Source organism: Pseudomonas saliphila (assembly GCF_008638345.1).
Lineage (GTDB): Bacteria > Pseudomonadota > Gammaproteobacteria > Pseudomonadales > Pseudomonadaceae > Halopseudomonas > Halopseudomonas saliphila.
Map to the genome: position 1 here is coordinate 21,495 of NZ_VTVA01000013.1, position 17,469 is coordinate 38,963.

Annotated in this window: 18 protein-coding genes and 1 riboswitch; of the genes, 15 read left to right on the forward strand and 3 right to left on the reverse strand. The window is 61.7% G+C overall.

Annotated elements, in window-relative coordinates; translation table 11 throughout:
* Positions 1–21: 21 nt before the first annotated feature.
* Together FHK95_RS14050 and FHK95_RS14055 are read right to left on the reverse strand one after the other, a co-directional pair.
* Positions 22–1,380 carry an NCS1 family transporter gene (locus tag FHK95_RS14050; protein WP_150305260.1) on the reverse strand — a complete coding sequence of 453 codons (1,359 nt, stop codon included), beginning with the start codon at positions 1,378–1,380 and terminating at the stop codon, positions 22–24.
* A gap of 72 nt (positions 1,381–1,452) precedes the next feature.
* On the reverse strand, positions 1,453–2,196 hold the full coding sequence (locus FHK95_RS14055; protein WP_150305261.1) for an aspartate/glutamate racemase family protein: 744 nt from the start codon (positions 2,194–2,196) through the stop codon (positions 1,453–1,455).
* Between the two features lie 169 nt (positions 2,197–2,365).
* On the opposite strand from FHK95_RS14055, the gene puuE reads away from it, so the two are divergent.
* From puuE to FHK95_RS14130, 15 genes are all read left to right on the forward strand, one after another.
* Positions 2,366–3,295, forward strand: a complete 930-nt coding sequence (gene puuE / locus FHK95_RS14060; RefSeq protein ID WP_235906791.1) for an allantoinase PuuE — start codon at positions 2,366–2,368, stop codon at positions 3,293–3,295.
* Between the two features lie 9 nt (positions 3,296–3,304).
* The gene (locus FHK95_RS14065) at positions 3,305–4,153 is read left to right on the forward strand and encodes a bifunctional allantoicase/(S)-ureidoglycine aminohydrolase (RefSeq protein WP_150305263.1); all 849 of its coding nucleotides are present in this window, start codon (positions 3,305–3,307) and stop codon (positions 4,151–4,153) included.
* 24 nt (positions 4,154–4,177) lie between these two features.
* On the forward strand, positions 4,178–4,666 hold the full coding sequence (locus FHK95_RS14070) for an ureidoglycolate lyase (protein WP_150305337.1): 489 nt from the start codon (positions 4,178–4,180) through the stop codon (positions 4,664–4,666).
* 54 nt (positions 4,667–4,720) lie between these two features.
* Positions 4,721–4,951: riboswitch (cobalamin riboswitch) on the forward strand.
* Between the two features lie 117 nt (positions 4,952–5,068).
* The gene (btuB, locus tag FHK95_RS14075; protein ID WP_150305264.1) at positions 5,069–6,883 is read left to right on the forward strand and encodes a TonB-dependent vitamin B12 receptor; all 1,815 of its coding nucleotides are present in this window, start codon (positions 5,069–5,071) and stop codon (positions 6,881–6,883) included.
* A gap of 62 nt (positions 6,884–6,945) precedes the next feature.
* Positions 6,946–7,521 carry a hypothetical protein gene (locus tag FHK95_RS14080; protein WP_150305265.1) on the forward strand — a complete coding sequence of 192 codons (576 nt, stop codon included), beginning with the start codon at positions 6,946–6,948 and terminating at the stop codon, positions 7,519–7,521.
* Entirely contained in the window at positions 7,518–8,129 is a 612-nt protein-coding gene (gene cobO / locus FHK95_RS14085) for a cob(I)yrinic acid a,c-diamide adenosyltransferase (protein ID WP_150305266.1), read from the forward strand. The genes FHK95_RS14080 and cobO overlap by 4 nt, the downstream gene beginning before the upstream one ends.
* On the forward strand, positions 8,126–9,418 hold the full coding sequence (locus FHK95_RS14090) for a cobyrinate a,c-diamide synthase (protein WP_150305267.1): 1,293 nt from the start codon (positions 8,126–8,128) through the stop codon (positions 9,416–9,418). Before cobO ends, FHK95_RS14090 begins: the two co-directional genes overlap by 4 nt.
* Complete coding sequence (bluB, locus tag FHK95_RS14095; RefSeq protein ID WP_150305268.1) at positions 9,415–10,065, forward strand: 5,6-dimethylbenzimidazole synthase; 651 nt, start codon at positions 9,415–9,417, stop codon at positions 10,063–10,065. The genes FHK95_RS14090 and bluB overlap by 4 nt, the downstream gene beginning before the upstream one ends.
* Positions 10,066–10,090: 25 nt before the next feature.
* Positions 10,091–10,996 carry an adenosylcobinamide-phosphate synthase CbiB gene (cbiB, locus tag FHK95_RS14100; RefSeq protein WP_150305269.1) on the forward strand — a complete coding sequence of 302 codons (906 nt, stop codon included), beginning with the start codon at positions 10,091–10,093 and terminating at the stop codon, positions 10,994–10,996.
* On the forward strand, positions 10,989–11,990 hold the full coding sequence (cobD, locus tag FHK95_RS14105; protein WP_150305270.1) for a threonine-phosphate decarboxylase CobD: 1,002 nt from the start codon (positions 10,989–10,991) through the stop codon (positions 11,988–11,990). Before cbiB ends, cobD begins: the two co-directional genes overlap by 8 nt.
* Positions 11,978–13,435 (forward strand): cobyric acid synthase, encoded by a 1,458-nt coding sequence (locus tag FHK95_RS14110; RefSeq protein ID WP_150305271.1) that lies wholly within the window; start codon positions 11,978–11,980, stop codon positions 13,433–13,435. Before cobD ends, FHK95_RS14110 begins: the two co-directional genes overlap by 13 nt.
* On the forward strand, positions 13,432–13,953 hold the full coding sequence (cobU, locus tag FHK95_RS14115) for a bifunctional adenosylcobinamide kinase/adenosylcobinamide-phosphate guanylyltransferase (RefSeq protein ID WP_150305272.1): 522 nt from the start codon (positions 13,432–13,434) through the stop codon (positions 13,951–13,953). The genes FHK95_RS14110 and cobU overlap by 4 nt, the downstream gene beginning before the upstream one ends.
* Positions 13,950–15,011: a nicotinate-nucleotide--dimethylbenzimidazole phosphoribosyltransferase gene (gene cobT, locus FHK95_RS14120; protein ID WP_150305273.1), complete on the forward strand. Its 1,062-nt coding sequence runs from the start codon at positions 13,950–13,952 to the stop codon at positions 15,009–15,011. The genes cobU and cobT overlap by 4 nt, the downstream gene beginning before the upstream one ends.
* On the forward strand, positions 15,008–15,580 hold the full coding sequence (locus FHK95_RS14125) for a histidine phosphatase family protein (protein WP_150305274.1): 573 nt from the start codon (positions 15,008–15,010) through the stop codon (positions 15,578–15,580). Before cobT ends, FHK95_RS14125 begins: the two co-directional genes overlap by 4 nt.
* Positions 15,577–16,317 carry an adenosylcobinamide-GDP ribazoletransferase gene (locus tag FHK95_RS14130; protein ID WP_150305275.1) on the forward strand — a complete coding sequence of 247 codons (741 nt, stop codon included), beginning with the start codon at positions 15,577–15,579 and terminating at the stop codon, positions 16,315–16,317. Before FHK95_RS14125 ends, FHK95_RS14130 begins: the two co-directional genes overlap by 4 nt.
* Positions 16,318–16,324: 7 nt before the next feature.
* On the opposite strand, the gene FHK95_RS14135 is transcribed toward FHK95_RS14130, so the two are convergent.
* Entirely contained in the window at positions 16,325–17,386 is a 1,062-nt protein-coding gene (locus tag FHK95_RS14135) for an NAD(P)H-dependent flavin oxidoreductase (RefSeq protein WP_150305276.1), read from the reverse strand.
* Positions 17,387–17,469 lie beyond the last annotated feature (83 nt).

Consider the following 17,469-nt stretch of genomic DNA (forward strand, 5'->3'; position numbering starts at 1 on the left):
CCAGCCGGCTTCATTAACCTGTTACCGGGAGAAGCGCTGGCAAGGTGCCCAGTGTTTCATCAGCAGATAGTAGGTCACGCCCGCAGGTATCAGACTGGCATACCAGGAAACGGACGAGAACGTCAGCGCCACCACCGCACCCACTGCCGTCGCGATCAGCGCAGCGTAATTCATACCGCTATAAGGCCCCTGGGCGTCGTACAGATACTCCAGGTTCAGCGTACGTTTGCGGATGACATAGTAGTCCACCACCAGAATGGCAAAGATCGGGCCGAGGAACGCCGAGTAGGTCTGCACGAACAGCTGCAGGCCCGCGGCGGATTCTTCGGTAACCAGTTTCCACGGGAAGGTGGCGAAGGCCAGCAGGCCGACGATGATGGTCGCCGGGCGAAACTTCAGCTTGAATACATCCATCAGGATATAGGTCGGTGGCACGACATTGTTCAGCACGTTGGTTGTCACCTGGGCAAAGGCGATGAACAACAGTGTGGTCATCAGCAGTGGCGTGTTGTCCACCGCGTTGGCAAACACCTGAATCGGATCAGCAACGCCGGTTGCTTCCGAGACCATGTAACCGATCAAACCCATGAACAGCGTGCAGGGCAGGATCGACATCGAATAAAGCGTGGTCAGCAGCGATGGGCTGGAGCCGTGCTTGTGCTCGCGCGAGTAGTCGCTGACGTTGAGGATCATGGTGCTGTAAATGCCCAGGAACAACATGGTTGCACTCCAGAAGGGCAGGCCCCAGGAGCCTTCCATGGACAGCAGGTTGGTCGAGAGTTCGTCACCGTAGCGCTGCACCGTGCTGTAGAACATGTACACCAGCGACGCGAGGATGAAGGCGCTGCCGATGTTCTCCAGCCATTTGATGCCCTGAAAGCCCATGACTGACAGGCCGATCTGCAGGAACTGGAAGGCAATGAAGAAGAACACCAGGTTGTCGAAGCCGAACAGTGTGGTGGAAACCATGTTCAGCGCGCCGGCACCGATCCAGCTCTGAAAGCCATACCAGACGATCGCAGGTACCGCACGAACCAGCCCAGGTAGGCGGGTACCGGCAAAGCCGAATGCACCGCGCGCCTGCACCATGAACGGAATGCCGTATTTGTAACCCGCTGCACCATTTAGAGCCAAGGCTACGCCGATGACGAAGCAGCCGATGGCGATGGCCAGGGTCGCCTGAATCAGGTTGAGGCTGCCAACGACGCTGGAGCCCATGGTGAAGGTACCAATCGAAACGCAGCCGCCGAACCAGGCCAGCAGATAGGAGACGCGCCCCATGATGCGGGTTTGCTGGGGCGCCAGTGATTCCTCGCCCGGGGCCTTGGTTACGTGCTGATCGGCTGATGCGGCGTGGGTGCTGCTGGTTACGTTGCTCATGAGGTCGTCTCGCTTAGGTTTTTATTGTTCATTTTTATCTCCATGGCTGTGTTTTGATTTTTATAGCAATGTTTATTCCAGCTTCAGGTTGGAATACCGCTCGAAACGACCGACAAAGGGTTTTGGCCGGGGAAACGCCAGATCGCCGTACTTGCTGGTGTGCAGCCCAAGCCCGACTATCGCCTCGGCCAGTTTGATGGCAGCGGTCACGCCCTCCACCACGGGCAGGCCGACGGCCTCGGTAATCTGTGGCGTCAGATCCGCCATGCCGCCACAGCCGAGCACGATGGCGCCGATGTTGTCCTCGTGCTTGGCGCGCAGGCATTCCTCGATGATGAGCTCCAGCGCCCGGTCGGGATTCTCTTCCAGATCCAGCACCGGAATATCGGCCGCGCGAATACGCCGGCAGTTGTGGCTGAAGCCATAACTTTCCAGCAGGTGTTCAGCAATGATCATGGTGCGGGGCAGGGTAGTGACGATGGAAAAGCGCGTGCTGATCAGGCTGGCCATGTGAAAGGCGGCCTCGGCAATGCCGATAACCGGCGCGCGCGTCAGTTCCCTGGCCGCGTAGATGCCCGGGTCGCCGAAACAGGCGATGACATAGGCATCGGTGCCTTCGCGCTCGCCGGCCAGCACTTCTTCGATCACGCCCATGACGCTGACAGCTTCATCAAAATGGCTTTCAATCGATACCGGACCGCTGTCGGGTTGGGAGGCGGTAATGCGTGTGCCGGGTGAAGCGACAGCCCTTGCCGCTTCTCCGATGGTATCCGTCATGGCTTGGGTGGTGTTCGGGTTGATGACGCGGATATGCATGGCTTTGGCCTGTATTTGGATTTGTACACAAAGATGGAGTTTAATTGTATACAATCGATCGGGTCAAAAACTTAAAATACACTCTGGTTATCGCGATCAATAAGTGGCGGATGTCGGGCGCCACGACCTCTTTTTCCATCACGTCTGAAAAGGTTATGCAGTCATGAGCATAAGCGCCAATTACCCTCGGGATCTGGTCGGCTACGGCAGAAATCCTCCGCATGCAAAATGGCCGGGTCAGGCCCGAATTGCCGTCCAGTTCGTGCTCAATTACGAAGAGGGTGGGGAGAACTGCGTCCTGCATGGCGACACCCATTCGGAGAGGTTTCTGTCGGAAATCGTTGGCGCTGAAGCCTTCCCCGCGCGACACCTGAGCATGGAGTCCATTTATGAATATGGCTCACGCACCGGTGTATGGCGGATTCTCAGGGAATTCGAGAAGCGTGGCCTGCCGTTGACCGTGTTCGGCGTGGCTATGGCGCTGGAACGGCACCCCGAGGTGGCCATGGCGTTCAAGGAGCTGGGGCACGAGATTGCCTGCCACGGCTGGCGCTGGATTCATTATCAGGATGTTCCCGAAGCCGTCGAGCGCGAGCATATGCAACGCGCGATCGAGATATTCGAGCGTCTGTACGGCGAAAAGCCGCAGGGCTGGTATACCGGGCGCGACAGTCCCAACACCCGTCGTCTGTTGCTGGATGAGGGCAGTTTTCTGTATGACAGCGATTATTACGGCGACGATCTGCCGTTCTGGACCCGCGCGGCCGACAGTCAGGGCGAACCGCATACCCATCTGGTCGTGCCCTACACTCTGGATACCAACGACATGCGCTTCGCCTCGCCCCAGGGGTTCAACACCGGGGATCACTTCTTCAGCTATTTGAAGGATGCATTTGATGTGCTCTATGAAGAAGGCAGCGAGCAGCCGAAGATGCTTTCGGTCGGGCTGCATTGCCGCGTGATCGGGCGGCCTGGACGCTTTCGCGCGTTGCAGCGTTTTCTCGATTACATCGAGGCCCATGACCGGGTCTGGGTGACTCGTCGTATCGATATTGCCCGTCACTGGGCCGAAACTCATCCCGCCAAGCATTTCGCATAAGGAACCATCATGGCCCAGCGTCCGAACGAACCCAGAACCTATTTCGCCCCTACCGGCGGGCATCCGCCGCAGACGCAGTTACTGACTGACCGCGCGGTGTTCACCGAAGCCTATGCTGTCATTCCCAAGGGTGTGATGCGTGACATCGTCACCAGCCATCTGCCGTTCTGGACCGGTACCCGTTTGTGGGTGCTGTCGCGGCCGTTGACCGGCTTTGCCGAAACCTTTTCACAGTACATCATGGAAGTGCAGCCAGGCGGCGGCAGCGATAAACCGGAAACTGATCCGCAGGCTGAAGCTGTGCTGTTCATCGTCGAAGGCGAATTGGCGCTGACTCTGAACGGCGAGCTGCACACTATGCAGCCGGGTGGCTATGCGTTCATTCCGCCGGGCAGTGACTGGACCGTACGCAACGCTGCCGACGCGACCGTGCGTTTTCACTGGATTCGCAAGGCCTATGAGAAGGTCGAGGGCGTCGATGTGCCGGAGGCTTTCGTCACCAATGATAATCTGGTCGAGCCGCGGGTCATGCCCGACACCAACGGCTGCTGGAGCACGACGCGCTTCGTCGATCCCCAGGATATGCGCCACGATATGCATGTGAACATCGTCAACTTCCTGCCCGGCGGCGTGATCCCCTTTGCCGAAACCCACGTGATGGAGCACGGCCTGTATGTACTCGAAGGCAAGGCCGTGTACCTGCTGAACAAGGACTGGGTGGAAGTCGAGGCCGGCGATTACATGTGGCTGCGCGCCTTCTGCCCACAGGCTTGCTATGCCGGTGGCCCAGGTCCGTTCCGCTATTTGCTGTACAAGGACGTTAACCGCCACATGAAGCTGCCGACCTATGGCGCCTGAGTGAGCATGCAGATGAACGAACAACTGTTACAGCTGACCGCCGAGCCGCTGACGCCGGAGGCCTTCGCGGCTTTTGGCGATGTGATCGATCATCGCCGCGCCGAGTTTTTCATGATCAACAGCGGGCGTACCCGCCGGTATCATGATCTGGCCAAGGTCGAGACGCTCGGCGAGGAAGCCCGAACGCTGATCAGCATCTTCGTCAGCCAACCGGTGCAGATGCCGCTGGAACTTACGTTCCTCGAATGCCACCCGCTGGGCAGTCAGGCCTTTGTGCCGCTGCATGGTGAACGCTTTGTGGTTGTGGTGGCGCCGCCGGGCGATGTGATAGACCCAACCCAGGTGCGCGCCTTCGTCACCGATGGCCGACAGGGCGTGAACTATCACGCAGGCACCTGGCACGCGATTCAGTCGGTGCTCGAGTCCGAGGGCGAATTCCTGGTGGTGGATCGCGGCGGCGCAGGGCACAACTGCGACGAACATCCGCTCGCGGTACGGGTGACCTTGGCGTGACGACTTCAGGGCGAGCGACCCAGCTCGCCCTTTACATCCTGTTGCAAAACTCCTAATCTTCCGCCTGCTTCAGGTTCCCGCCGATAACAGGTGGGTGAAACTGGGAAGCCGGTGCGTCTGCTTCAGACAATTCCGGCGCTGCCCCCGCAACGGTAAATGAGTGCCGGCCACTTCGGTGTGCCAGGCGGATGATCCAGCAAGACCACTGTGCTTCGCATGGGAAGGTCGGATCATCGGAGTTATCCACTCATGAGTCCGGAGACCGGCCTGTCGCATGTCACAGTAGTGCGGCGGGCACTGCGGGTGGAGCGATTTCATCTGTGTCGAAACCGTTTGCCCCTGTCCGTCGCGGCTGCTTTTTACCAGCCATGCCGTACGGGTGAGTACGGTGACGGAGCACCGATGAAATTTGCACACACAACCCTGGCGCTGGCCCTCATGGCCGCTGCCTGCCTGTCTCATGCCGAATCCCTTTCCCTGAAGCATCAGGTCGTTACCGCAACGCGGACCGGCCAGTCCCTTGGTGCCAGTCTGGGTGCCGTTACTCGCATTGATCGCGCCGACATCGAGCGTCTTCAACCCACCGATCTGCCGGATCTGCTGCGCCGTACCCCATCGGTAAGCATGGTCAATAATGGCGGTCCGGGCAAAGCCGGCGGTATTGGCATCCGGGGTAGTGGCGCAGGGCATGTGCTGGTGCTGATCGATGGCGTGCGTATCGGTTCGGTTACCAGTGGTGATGCAGCCTTGCAGAATCTGCCGGTGGAACAGATCGAGCGCATCGAGATTGTCCGCGGGCCGCGTTCCAGTCTGTATGGCTCCGAAGCCATCGGTGGGGTTATCCAGATCTTTACCCGCCGGGGCAAGGGCGGAGAGGTCAAGCCGTGGATGTCATTGACTGCGGGCAGTCGTAGCCATCATGCGGGCAGCGCTGGGGTATCCGGTGGCGTAGGGAATGGCTGGTACAGTCTGAGTGCAACCAGCCTGTCGACCCGGGGGATTAATGCGCGTCCGAGCCGTGGCGAGCCGGATCATGATGGGTATCGCGAGCTGTCTGGCAATGTTCGCGCCGGCTACCGTTTCGATAACGGCCTGGAGCTGGAGGGGCATGTGCTCGAATCCCATTCGAGCAACGACTTCGACTCGGGTTACAAGGCCAACTCCGATTCAGTGCTCACCACCCACGGGGTCAATGCACGCTTTGCGCCGCTCAAGCCATGGCGCGTGTCGCTGCAGGCCGCACGCAGCGAAGACAAGAGCGACAATTTCAACGGTAATCAGTTTTTCAGTCGGTTCGATACCCGCCGTGACACGCTCGGCTGGCAGAACGATATTGATCTGGCGCCCGGTCATCTGCTCACAGTGGGCTATGACTACCTGGCCGATGAGGTAAGCAGCACCACGCAATACCGCGAGTCCCGCCGGACCAACGATGGTTACTACGCCCAGTACCTCGGTCAGCGCGGTGTGCACGAATGGCAGGTGAGCCTGCGCCACGATGACAATCAGCAGCACGGTGAGCACACCACCGGCAATCTAGGCTATGGCCTGACCCTGTCCGAAAACCTGCGATGGGTGGCCAGCTACGGCACCGCGTTCAAGGCGCCAACCTTCAACCAGCTGTACTTTCCCGGCTTTGGCAATCCCGACATCAGTGAAGAAACCTCCCGCAATCTCGAGACGGGGCTACGCGGCGACCATGACTGGGGCAACTGGGCGGTCAATCTGTTTCGCAACGAGGTCGAGGATCTGATCGCCAGCGTGAATGTGGGTGGCGGTATCTACCTGGCGGAGAACGTCGACAAGGCGGTGATCAAGGGCATCGAGTTCGAGCTGGACAGCCGGTGGCTGGGTTGGGACTGGCGCACCAACCTGACCTTGCAGGACCCTGCAAACCGCTCGTCGCGTCCGGGGCAGGGTGATCTGCTGGCGCGCCGCGCGGAGCAGCTTTTCAATCTGGATATCGATCGACGCTTCGGACGCATCGGTGTGGGTGCCAGCCTGCATGCCGAAGGCCACCGCTGGGATAACGCCTCCAACACCACTGAGCTGCCCGGCTACAACACCGTCGATCTGCGCGCCACCTACTGGTTCAGCCATGCATGGCGGCTGCAGGCGCGAGTCAGCAATCTGTTCGATACCGACTACGAAACCGCCGCCAGCTATCAGCAACCGGGGCGGGCGGGTTATCTGACCATGCGCTACCAACCACTCTAAAGGAGGCTCTGAATACCTACTTCAGAGGCTCCCCTAACCATGAAACGAAAAGGGGAAAATGTATGTTGGCACTATCCAAACGCAGCCAGCTGGCTGTTGGTGTTGTACTGGTACTGTTGATGGCGATGACGCGTGGTAGTCACTTCAGCGTTGTGAATCTGCCCAGTGCGTCCTGGGCGGTGTTTTTTCTGGCAGGGGCGCTGCTGCGTCCGCGCTGGGCATTCCCCCTGCTGTTTCTTCAGGCGCTGTTCATGGACCTTCAGGCCACTGGCTGGTCCAGCGATAGCCATTGCATGACGGTGGCGTACTGGACGCTGGTGCCGGCCTATGGCGCGCTCTGGTTCGGTGGCCGCCTGTATGCCAGCTGGCACCGCGAGCATGTCTCCAGCCTGCTGATTCTGGTGCCTACGGTGGCGGTGAGTGCGCTGGTGTGTCAGTTGTTTTCCAGCGGTGGTTTCTATTGGCTGTCGGGTCGGCATAGCGCGCAGACGGTGACCGGGATGTTCGAACGCATCGCCATTTACTATCCCCAATACCTGAGCACCCTGGCGCTTTACGTCGGCCTGGCGGCGCTGGTGTACGTTGCGCTGCGCCTGCTGTCGAGTCAGCCAGTTGCCAGTGACGATCGTCGGATATGAACGACATTTCCGGCCGCGACGAGCGCCATCGCCTGCGCATGCAGCGCAAGAAGGCGCTGATGGACGAAAAAATCGCCCAGGCGCAGGACGAACACGGCCTGCTGCTGGTACTGACCGGTAACGGCAAGGGCAAGAGCAGCTCCGCCTTCGGCATGGCGGCGCGGGCGCTGGGCCATGGCATGCAGGTCGGCATTGTGCAGTTCATCAAGGGTGCGCGCAGTACCGGCGAGGAGACCTTCTTCCGGCGTTTTCCTGATGAGGTGCGCTACCACGTGATGGGTTCCGGCTTTACCTGGGAGACCCAGGACCGCCAGGACGATATCGCCAAGGCGCAGGCCGCCTGGCAGGTAAGCGTCGAGTTGATGAGTGATCCGGCGATAGGTCTGGTGGTGCTGGACGAGCTGAATATTGCGCTGAAATACCAGTATCTGGATCTCGATCAGGTGCTGCGTGATATCGACTCGCGGCCCATGCATCAGCACGTAGTGGTCACCGGTCGGGGCGCGCCCGCTGCGTTGATCGAAGCAGCGGACACCGTTACCGAAATGGGCGTGGTCAAGCATGCGTTCAAATCCGGCATCAAGGCGCAGCAGGGGGTCGAATTTTGAGTACTCGCTCCTGTCCCGCCCTGCTGATTGCCGCACCGGCCTCCGGGCAGGGCAAGACCACCGTTACCGCGGCCCTGGCGCGGCTGCATGCGCGCCAGGGCCGAAAGGTGCAGGTGTTCAAATGCGGGCCGGATTTCCTTGATCCAATGATCCTGCAGCGCGCCAGCGGCCGCCCGGTGTATCAGCTTGATTTGTGGATGGTAGGCGAGGCGCAGAGCCGACAGCTGTTGTGGCAGGCCGCAGGCGATGCGGACCTGATTCTGATTGAGGGTGTAATGGGCCTGTTCGACGGCACGCCATCAGCGGCAGATCTGGCGCGGCATTTTGGCGTGCCGATTCTCGGGGTGATTGACGGCTCCGGCATGGCGCAAACCTTTGGCGCGATGGCCTATGGACTGGCGCATTACCAGCCGGATCTACCGTTTGCCGGGGTGCTTGGCAACAAGCTTGGTAGTACTCGCCACGGCGAAATCCTGCGCGATTGTCTGCCTGACGGCATGCACTGGTACGGCGCCTTGCCGCGTGATCCGGCGCTGGCCTTGCCCAGCCGGCATCTGGGTCTGGTGCAGGCAGATGAAGTGGATGATATCGATGCTCGCCTCGACGCAGCAGCGGATGCATTGGAAGCCAGCGCCGGCGTCCGTTTGCCCGAGGCGGTTCGCTTCAAAGGCGAGCAGGGCCTGGATGTGGAGCCGTGGCTGGCGGGCGTGCGTATTGGTGTCGCGCGCGATGCGGCCTTTGCGTTTTTGTATCAGGCCAACCTCGAATTGCTGACGCGCATGGGCGCCGAGCTCAAGTTCTTCTCGCCGCTGATCGACAGCGTGCTGCCCGACGTCGACAGCCTGTATCTGCCGGGTGGTTATCCAGAGTTGCACCTGCAGCAGCTGTCGGCCAATACCGATATGGCCGCGGCGATTCGCGCTCACCACCGCGCGGGTAAGCCGATCCTGGCCGAGTGTGGCGGCATGCTCTATCTCTGCGAGACGCTGACGGATGCCGAAGGCCAGTCAGCCGAGCTGGTCGGATTACTGCCGGCACAGGCCGTGATGCAAAAGCGACTCACCGCGCTGGCGTTGCAGGAGGTGGTGTTCGCCGAAGGGGCCTTGCGCGGGCATACCTTCCATCATTCATCCCTGCACTGCGCGCTGGAGCCGGCGGTACGTGGCGAGTGCCCGAACTACCGGCGCACGGCCGAAGCGGTTTACCGCATTGATCGGCTCACCGCCTCCTATATCCATCTGTATCTGCCGGGCGATCCGTACGCTGCGGCTGCGCTGTTGCGACCATGAGCGCGCAGGCATTTTCAGAAGCGGAGCGGGCAGCGGTTTATCGCGCGATTGCCGAGCGACGGGACATGCGGCATTTCTGCGGTGGCAGTGTGTCGCCGCCGCAGCTGACGCGCCTGCTGCAGGCCGCGCATCAGGCACCGAGCGTGGGCCTGATGCAGCCCTGGCGGTTCATCCGTATCCTGAATCCGGCCCTGCGGCGCGGTATCCAGCAACTGGTGGAGGTCGAACGCCGACTCACCGCGGAAGCCCTGGGTGAACGCAGCGATGAATTCATGCAGCTCAAGGTGGAGGGCATTCTCGAGTGCGCCGAGCTATTGGTTGCGGCATTGCCGGACGGCCGTGACGCCCATGTGTTTGGCCGCCGCACCTTGCCGGAAATGGATCTGGCCTCGCTGTCCTGCGCCATCCAGAACATGTGGCTGGCTGCCCGCGCCGAGGGGCTGGGCATGGGCTGGGTGTCATTGTTCGATCCGCAGGCGCTGGCCAAACTGTTGAATATGCCTGGCGTTGCGCGGCCCGTGGCAGTGCTTTGCCTGGGCCCGGTCGAGGCGTTCTACGCGCGTCCCATGTTGGAGCAGCGGGGGTGGACGCAGGCTCGGCCGCTGGAAGAAATGGTGTTTACCGACAGCTGGGGGCAAGGCGCGTGACTGGGTTGCGCGTGGAGCATCACCCTTGACAGCACTGATCATGCTCCTTGCAGTGTTGCTGGATCAATTACTCGGCGAGCCACGGCGCTGGCACCCGCTGGTGGGGTTCGGCGCGCTCGCCTCCGGGCTGGAGTCGCGCTTCAACCGGGGCGCAGCAAAACGCCGGGCCGGGCTTTACGCATGGATGTTGGCGGTATTGCCGCTGACATGCCTGGCTTGGTTACTCAGCGCGCTGCCGGGTATCGGCTGGCTGGTCGAACTGATTCTGTTGTATCTGGCGATCGGGCATCGCAGTCTCGCCGAGCATGCGATGCCCGTCGCCCGCGCATTGGCGGCGGGCGATTTGCCTGCTGCGCGTGACAGCGTTGGCCGCATCGTTAGCCGCAACACCGCCGATCTCGATGAGACTGCCATCGCCGCAGCCGCCACCGAATCGGTTCTGGAAAATGGCAGCGATGCCGTCTTTGCCGCCCTGTTCTGGTTTGCGCTGCTGGGGGCGCCGGGTGTGGTGCTGTATCGGCTGGCCAATACCCTCGATGCGATGTGGGGCTATCGCACTGCACGCTTCCAGCAGTTCGGCTGGGCGGCGGCGCGTATCGATGATGTGCTCAATTACATGCCGGCGCGGCTGGTCGCGCTGACCTATGCACTGTGTGGCAAGTCGCGGCTGGCGCTGCGCTGTTGGCGCGAGCAGGCACCTGGCTGGGACAGTCCTAACGCCGGCCCGGTGATGGCGGCTGGTGCCGGCGCACTGGGCGTACAACTGGGCGGCCCCGCGATGTACCACGGCGTCATGCATGAGCGCCAGATCCTTGGTGCCGGGCCGGCACCCGGCGCGGCGGATGTCTTTCGGGCACTGCGGCTGGTGCGCTGCGGCGTCGTTTCATGGCTGCTGGTTGCACTGGCATTATGGGGGCTGAACCTTGCTTGATCACGGCGGGCGTCTACGTCAGGCGGCTATCACCTACAACATTCCAATCGCGGGCTGGCTCGACCTGTCCACCGGTCTTGCGCCTTACAGCTGGCCACTCCCTGCGATCCCAGCGCAGGCATGGCAGCGTCTGCCGGAGAGCGATGACGGTCTGGAGCAGGCTGCCCGGGAGTATTATCAAGCTGAGAACGTGCTGCCTGTCGCCGGTTCACAGGCGGCTATCCAGGCGCTACCGGCGTTATTTCCCAGGCGACGGGTGGGTCTGATCGAGCCCTGTTATGCCGAACATCGCCATGCCTGGGAGCGTGCTGGGAGCGCCCCGGTATCGCTGTCCGGCGACGAGATTGAAGACATGCTCGACGCTATCGACGTGCTGGTGATGGTCAACCCGAACAATCCGACCGGCCGGGTGTTTCCACCGGCCGTGTTGTTGGACTGGCACCTACGCCTGGCCAGCCGTGGCGGTTGTCTGATTGTCGACGAAGCCTTTGTTGACCCCACACCCGCGCACAGTCTGGCGCCCTATACCGGCACGCCCGGCCTGATAGTGCTGCGCTCGCTGGGCAAGTTCTTCGGGCTGGGCGGCGCACGGCTGGGCTTTGTGCTTGCCGAACAACGGATGCTTGATCTGCTGGCCGACACACTCGGACCCTGGACCATCAGCGGGCCGGCTCGGCATGTGGGCCGCCATGCGCTGGCAGACCAACCCACCCAGCAAATCTGGCGCAAGCGTATGCATACCGATAGCCAGCGCCTTGCGAGTTTGCTCACTGCGTATGGATTGGCACCGCAGAGCGGCTGCGCGCTGTTTCAGTGGATTCCTCATGCCAGTGCGACCGCACTGCATCGAACCCTCGCTGAGCAAGGAATACTGACGCGGCTGTTCGATCAACTGTCAGCGCTGCGCATTGGCCTGCCGGGTAGTGAAACCGGCTGGGCACGCCTGGAATCAGCGCTCGCAGGACTTTCTCCGGAGGTGTTATGCCCACATTAATGGTCCAGGGCACGACTTCGGATGCCGGCAAAAGCACGCTGGTAACGGCGTTGTGCCGCTGGCTGGCGCGGCGTGACATGGGTGTGGTGCCGTTCAAACCACAGAATATGGCGCTCAACTCAGCGGTTACGGTGGATGGCGGCGAGATCGGCCGCGCCCAGGCGGTGCAGGCGGAGGCCGCGGGGCTGGCGCCCCACACTGATATGAACCCGGTGCTGCTCAAGCCCAACACCGATGTCGGCGCCCAGGTGATTATTCAGGGTCAGGCGGTCGGCTGCATGGATGCAGTTGAATACCACGCCTATAAAACCATCGCCATGCAGGCGGTGCTTGGCTCGCATGACCGGCTCGCCAGCCAGTATCAGCTGGTGGTGGTCGAAGGTGCAGGCTCACCCGCGGAGATCAATCTGCGCGAGGGCGATATCGCCAATATGGGCTTTGCCGAAGCGGTGGACTGCCCGGTGCTGTTGATTGCCGATATCGACAAGGGCGGTGTGTTCGCCCATCTGGTCGGCACGCTCGAGCTGTTGTCGTCGAGCGAGCGGGCGCGGGTGAAAGGTTTTGTGATCAACAGGTTTCGGGGGGATATCAGCCTGTTGCAGCCGGGCATCGACTGGCTGGAGCAGCGCACCGGCATTGCGGTGCTGGGCGTATTGCCCTACCTGCATGACCTGCATCTGGAAGCAGAAGACGCGATCAATGCCAAGCAGCCTGCCAAGCGCGGCGATGTGCTCAGGGTGGTGGTGCCGGTGCTGCCGCGTATCAGCAATCACACCGATTTTGATCCGCTTCGTCTGCATCCGCAGGTCGATCTGCAGTGGGTGCGTATCGGAGAGCCGATTCCGCCCGCGGATCTGATTATCCTGCCTGGCTCCAAAAGCGTCAGGGCTGACCTGGCCTTTCTCCGGGAACAGGGCTGGGACAGCGCGATCAATCGGCATCTGCGTTATGGCGGGCGACTGTTGGGCATTTGTGGTGGATTTCAGATGCTCGGCACGCAGATCGATGACCCGCTGGGTCTGGAAGGACCGCCCGGCAGCGCCGAAGGCTTCGGCTTGCTTGGATTCACCACGACCCTCAACCAGCACAAGCATCTGGCGCGGGTGTCGGGTTGGCTGGAGATGGATGCAGCGCCGGTGCAGGGATACGAAATACATGCCGGCGTGAGCAGCGGTCCGGCGCTGGCCTCGCCCATGGTCAGGCTTGAGGGTGGAAAACTGGACGGCGCGCTCAGTGCTGATCGACAGATTGCCGGCACCTATCTGCACGGCCTGTTCGAATCGCCCGAGGCCACCCGCACACTCTTGAGCTGGGCAGGCCTCGCTGTGCCGGCCACGCAGGACTACGCCGCCCTGCGCGGGCGTGACATCGACCGTCTCGCTGATCTGGTGCAAAACCATCTCGACACCCAGAAACTTGATGCCTTGTTAGGAATAAAAACGTGATCGAGCTGATACTTGGCGGCGCCCGTTCGGGCAAAAGCCGGCTGGCTGAGCAGCGCGCCCGTGCGTCCAACCTGCCCGTGACCTACATTGCCACCAGCCAGGCGCTGGATGCCGCCATGGCCGAGCGCATCGCCATGCATCAGCAGCAGCGCCCTGCGCAATGGTCTCTGATTGAGGAACCACTGGCATTGGCCGATGCGCTGCAGCGGGTGTGTGAAGTCGATCAGTGCGTGCTGGTCGACTGCCTGACCCTGTGGCTGACCAACCTGTTGCTGGATCCAGCCCCGCAGCGCATGGAGAAAGAACAACAGCAGTTGCTCGATCTGCTGCCACACCTTAAGGGCGAGATCATTCTGGTGAGTAACGAGACCGGGCTCGGCGTGGTGCCCCTGGGCGAACTTACTCGCCAATACGTCGATGCCGCCGGCTGGCTGCATCAGAGCCTGGCGCAAATCAGCGATCGGGTAACTTTCTGTGTGGCCGGGTTGCCTATGACATTAAAGGGAGAAAAGTCATGACCGAAGCGTGGTGGCAGCGTATTGCCCAGGACGCGAATATGCAGATTCAGCAACAGAGCCTGGCGCGCCAGAGCCAGTTGACCAAGCCGCCCGGTTCGCTGGGCATGCTCGAAGACCTGGCCGTTACCTTGGCGGCCTTGCAGGGACGTTCGCGCCCGGTGATTGATTACCTGTGTATCGATATCTTTGCGGGTGACCACGGCGTGGTAGAAGAGGGCGTATCGGCTTTCCCACAGGCCGTTACCGGCCAGATGTTGCACAACTTCGCAGGAGGTGGCGCAGCAATCGCCGTACTCGCGCGTGCACTGGATGCGCAGCTGCGGGTATACGATCTCGGCCTCGCTCAGCCGATTACGCCTCCGTCCGGGGTAACGCAACGTCATATCGCCCCCGGCACGGCTAACTTCAGTCAACGACCGGCGATGACGGTTGTGCAGTGTCAGCAGGCATTAAACGCCGGCAGAGATGCGCTGGTGGAAGCGGCGATTGACGGCTGTTGTGATCTGTATATCGCCGGGGAGATGGGCATCGGCAACACCACCAGTGCCAGCGCCCTGGCCAGCGCCCTGCTAGGCGTGGATCCGCAACAACTGGTTGGCCCCGGCACCGGCTTGAATGCCGCGGGCGTGGCACACAAGCTCAAGGTTATTGAGCGGGGGTTGAATCTGCATGCGCCGCGACTGGCCGATCCGTTCGATGCCCTGGCCTGTCTCGGTGGCCTGGAAGTCGCCGCGTTGATCGGTGCCTATATCGCCGCGGCCCAGTACGGCGTGCCGGTGCTGGTTGACGGCTACATCTGCTCGGTTGCTGCGCTCTGCGCGGTGCGACTCAATCCCTCCTGCCGGCCCTGGTTGTTGTTTGCCCATCGCAGTGCTGAGCCAGGGCATGACGCAGTGCTGGCGGCGCTCGCTGCGCGGCCGTTGCTTGACCTCGGTATGCGTCTTGGGGAGGCCAGCGGCGCGGCAATTGCGTTACCGTTGCTGCGGTTGGCCTGTAATCTTCACAATGAGATGGCAACCTTTGACGAGGCAGCGGTTTCCGCCGGAGCCGGACCATGATCGCTGAACTGCTGCGCCACGGTGAAACCGAGCGCGGCGGCGGCTTCCGCGGCAGTCTGGATGATGCCCTTACCCAAACCGGATGGCAGCAGATGCGCCAGGCGGTGCACCAGCATGCCGGCTGGGATCTGATCGTCACGTCACCCTTGCAGCGTTGCGCCACGTTCGCCGCTGAGCTGGCGCAATTGCACGGCGCTCCCCTGGAGATTCAAGCTGATTTGCGCGAGTTGCACTTCGGCGAGTGGGAAGGGTGGCACCCGCGGGATCTGATGCAAGATCAGGCTGCTTTGCTGGCGCGTTTCTGGGATGATCCCTACGCCTTTACACCCCCAGGCGCTGAGCCGGTTGCCGCATTTCGGCAGCGGGTACTGGCCGTCATGGCGGATTTGCAACGTAGGCATGCCGGTCGGCGTATCCTGATCATCAGCCATGCCGGCGTCATGCGTTTGTTGCTGGCCCGGGCGCGGTGCTGGCCCGATCGTGATCTGTTGCAGGTTGAGGTCAGTCACGGCCAGTTGATTTCGTTGCACCTGTCGGAGAACGGCGGCCTTACGGAGAGTTCTGCATGACCCCAATGATGATAGCCCTGCAATTCCTGACCATTCTGCCGATTAGGTTGCGACATCCGCCGCGCGGGGAAGAGTCGGGGGCGTCGCTGCTCTGGTATCCGGTGGTGGGTCTGGTTATCGGCTTGTTGTTGATTCTGGTGCAGTGGTTGCTCGCCGACTTGCCGATTACCCTGCAGGCGGCATTGGTGCTGGGCTTCTGGGTTTTGATTACCGGCGGCCTGCATCTCGACGGCCTGGCGGACACGGTGGACGCCTGGGTCGGCGGGCGCGGCGATCGCGAGCGCACTCTGGCAATCATGAAGGATCCGAACTGCGGCCCGATGGGGGTGTTGGCGCTATTGCTCACCCTGCTGGTGAAGTACGCAGCGCTGCTCACGATCATCGAATCCAATCTCTGGTGGGTACTGCTGGTCGCGCCATGGGCTGGCCGCTGGCTATTACCGGCGTTGTTGCAGACCACGCCCTATGTACGGCCCGGCGGTTTGGGCGAAGCCATCTACGAGCATATGCCGCGCGGCTGGTTGCCGGCAGTGCTCTTCGTACACGGCTTCGCCATGATGATTATTGGCGGCCTTGCCTGGCTGGTGATAGTGCTGTTGTGCGCGGTGGTCTACCGCGCCTTGCTCAAGCACCGTCTGGGTGGCACCACCGGCGATACCGCCGGTGCGCTGGTGGAGCTGGGAGAGACGCTGGCGCTGGTGGCGCTGGTGTGGAGCAACGGTCCCTTCGGATTCTGAAGGCCCCTCAGGCCGTCTGCATTTCCTGCACCAGCACCGCGATCAGCTCTGCCGCAGGCATGGCCCGCGATAGCGGCGCGCCCTGGCCGGCCCATTGCACCGCAAAGTCATAGTCGCCCTGGCTGATGGCTGCTGCACTCAAGGCCTTGGTCGCGTCGTAGGTAATCGGGTAATCGGGGCGCGTGGGAGCGTGGGCTCCGCCGATATCGGTGAACAGACGATTGACCATGCCCCGTGCGGGCCGCCCTGAGATGTCAGCGCTGATTGCCGTGCGCTCGCTACGTTCGCTTTGCAGGGCCTGTCGGTACTGCTCGTTGGCGGAGGATTCCGGGCAGCAGACGAATGCGGTACCCATCTGAACGGCCGCTGCGCCGAGCTTCTGCGACGCGACAATACCGCTGCCGTTCATGATGCCGCCAGCCGCGATGATCGGCAGCTCAGTCATCTCGGCCAACACCGACACCAGCGCAAAGGTGCCAATCAACTGGTCGTCGGCAGGATCGAACACGCCGCGGTGACCGCCCGCTTCCATGCCCTGGGCAATCAGTGCGTTGACCTGTGCGGCCTGGGCCAGCCTGGCTTCAGCAGGTGTGGTGACGCAGGCCAGAATGGTGATGCCGGCAGCTTGTAGTTGCTTGATCCATTCGTTGGGTGGCAGACCGAAGTGGAAGCTGACCACCGCCGGACGCTCATCGAGCAACACCTGCAGCATGGCTTCAGATTCCAGAAAGCTGACGTAACCCAGGCTGAGCGAGGCGGGCGGCTCGGTTTTGTAAGCTCGGAACAGCGACGCCATATGCCCCAGCCAGGCCTGTTCGACGCCCGGTTTGGCTTGCGCCGGCTGGTGGCAGAACAGGTTCACGTTAAAGGGCGCAGTTGTCAGCGCACGGGTTGTCTGTATCAGCTCCCGGGCCTGTTCCGGCGTACTGCCCCCCAGACCGATCGAGCCCAGCGCGCCGGCGTTGGACACCTCAGCCGCCAGTTTCGGCGTCGACACGCCAACCATCGGCGCCTGGATGATCGGGTGCTGAATGTTCAGCAGATTGAGGATGCTTGTGCGTTGAGTCATGCGTCACCGATTGGCTGCGTGGAGTTGGGATCGATTGTAGAAAAGATTCGCCATGAACACACACAGCGCGAAGTGGGTAGGGG

Excerpts from the sequence above, each read along its gene's own strand:
- cobT (WP_150305273.1), top strand. The coding sequence starts at position 13,950 with ATGACCGAAGCGTGGTGGCAGCGTATTGCCCAGGACGCGAATATGCAG.
- cobO (WP_150305266.1), top strand. The coding sequence starts at position 7,518 with ATGAACGACATTTCCGGCCGCGACGAGCGCCATCGCCTGCGCATGCAG.
- FHK95_RS14125 (WP_150305274.1), top strand. The coding sequence starts at position 15,008 with ATGATCGCTGAACTGCTGCGCCACGGTGAAACCGAGCGCGGCGGCGGC.
- FHK95_RS14135 (WP_150305276.1), bottom strand. The coding sequence starts at position 17,386 with ATGACTCAACGCACAAGCATCCTCAATCTGCTGAACATTCAGCACCCG.
- bluB (WP_150305268.1), top strand. The coding sequence starts at position 9,415 with ATGAGCGCGCAGGCATTTTCAGAAGCGGAGCGGGCAGCGGTTTATCGC.
- btuB (WP_150305264.1), top strand. The coding sequence starts at position 5,069 with ATGAAATTTGCACACACAACCCTGGCGCTGGCCCTCATGGCCGCTGCC.
- FHK95_RS14130 (WP_150305275.1), top strand. The coding sequence starts at position 15,577 with ATGACCCCAATGATGATAGCCCTGCAATTCCTGACCATTCTGCCGATT.
- FHK95_RS14055 (WP_150305261.1), bottom strand. The coding sequence starts at position 2,196 with ATGCATATCCGCGTCATCAACCCGAACACCACCCAAGCCATGACGGAT.
- FHK95_RS14110 (WP_150305271.1), top strand. The coding sequence starts at position 11,978 with ATGCCCACATTAATGGTCCAGGGCACGACTTCGGATGCCGGCAAAAGC.
- FHK95_RS14065 (WP_150305263.1), top strand. The coding sequence starts at position 3,305 with ATGGCCCAGCGTCCGAACGAACCCAGAACCTATTTCGCCCCTACCGGC.
- FHK95_RS14050 (WP_150305260.1), bottom strand. The coding sequence starts at position 1,380 with ATGAGCAACGTAACCAGCAGCACCCACGCCGCATCAGCCGATCAGCAC.
- FHK95_RS14080 (WP_150305265.1), top strand. The coding sequence starts at position 6,946 with ATGTTGGCACTATCCAAACGCAGCCAGCTGGCTGTTGGTGTTGTACTG.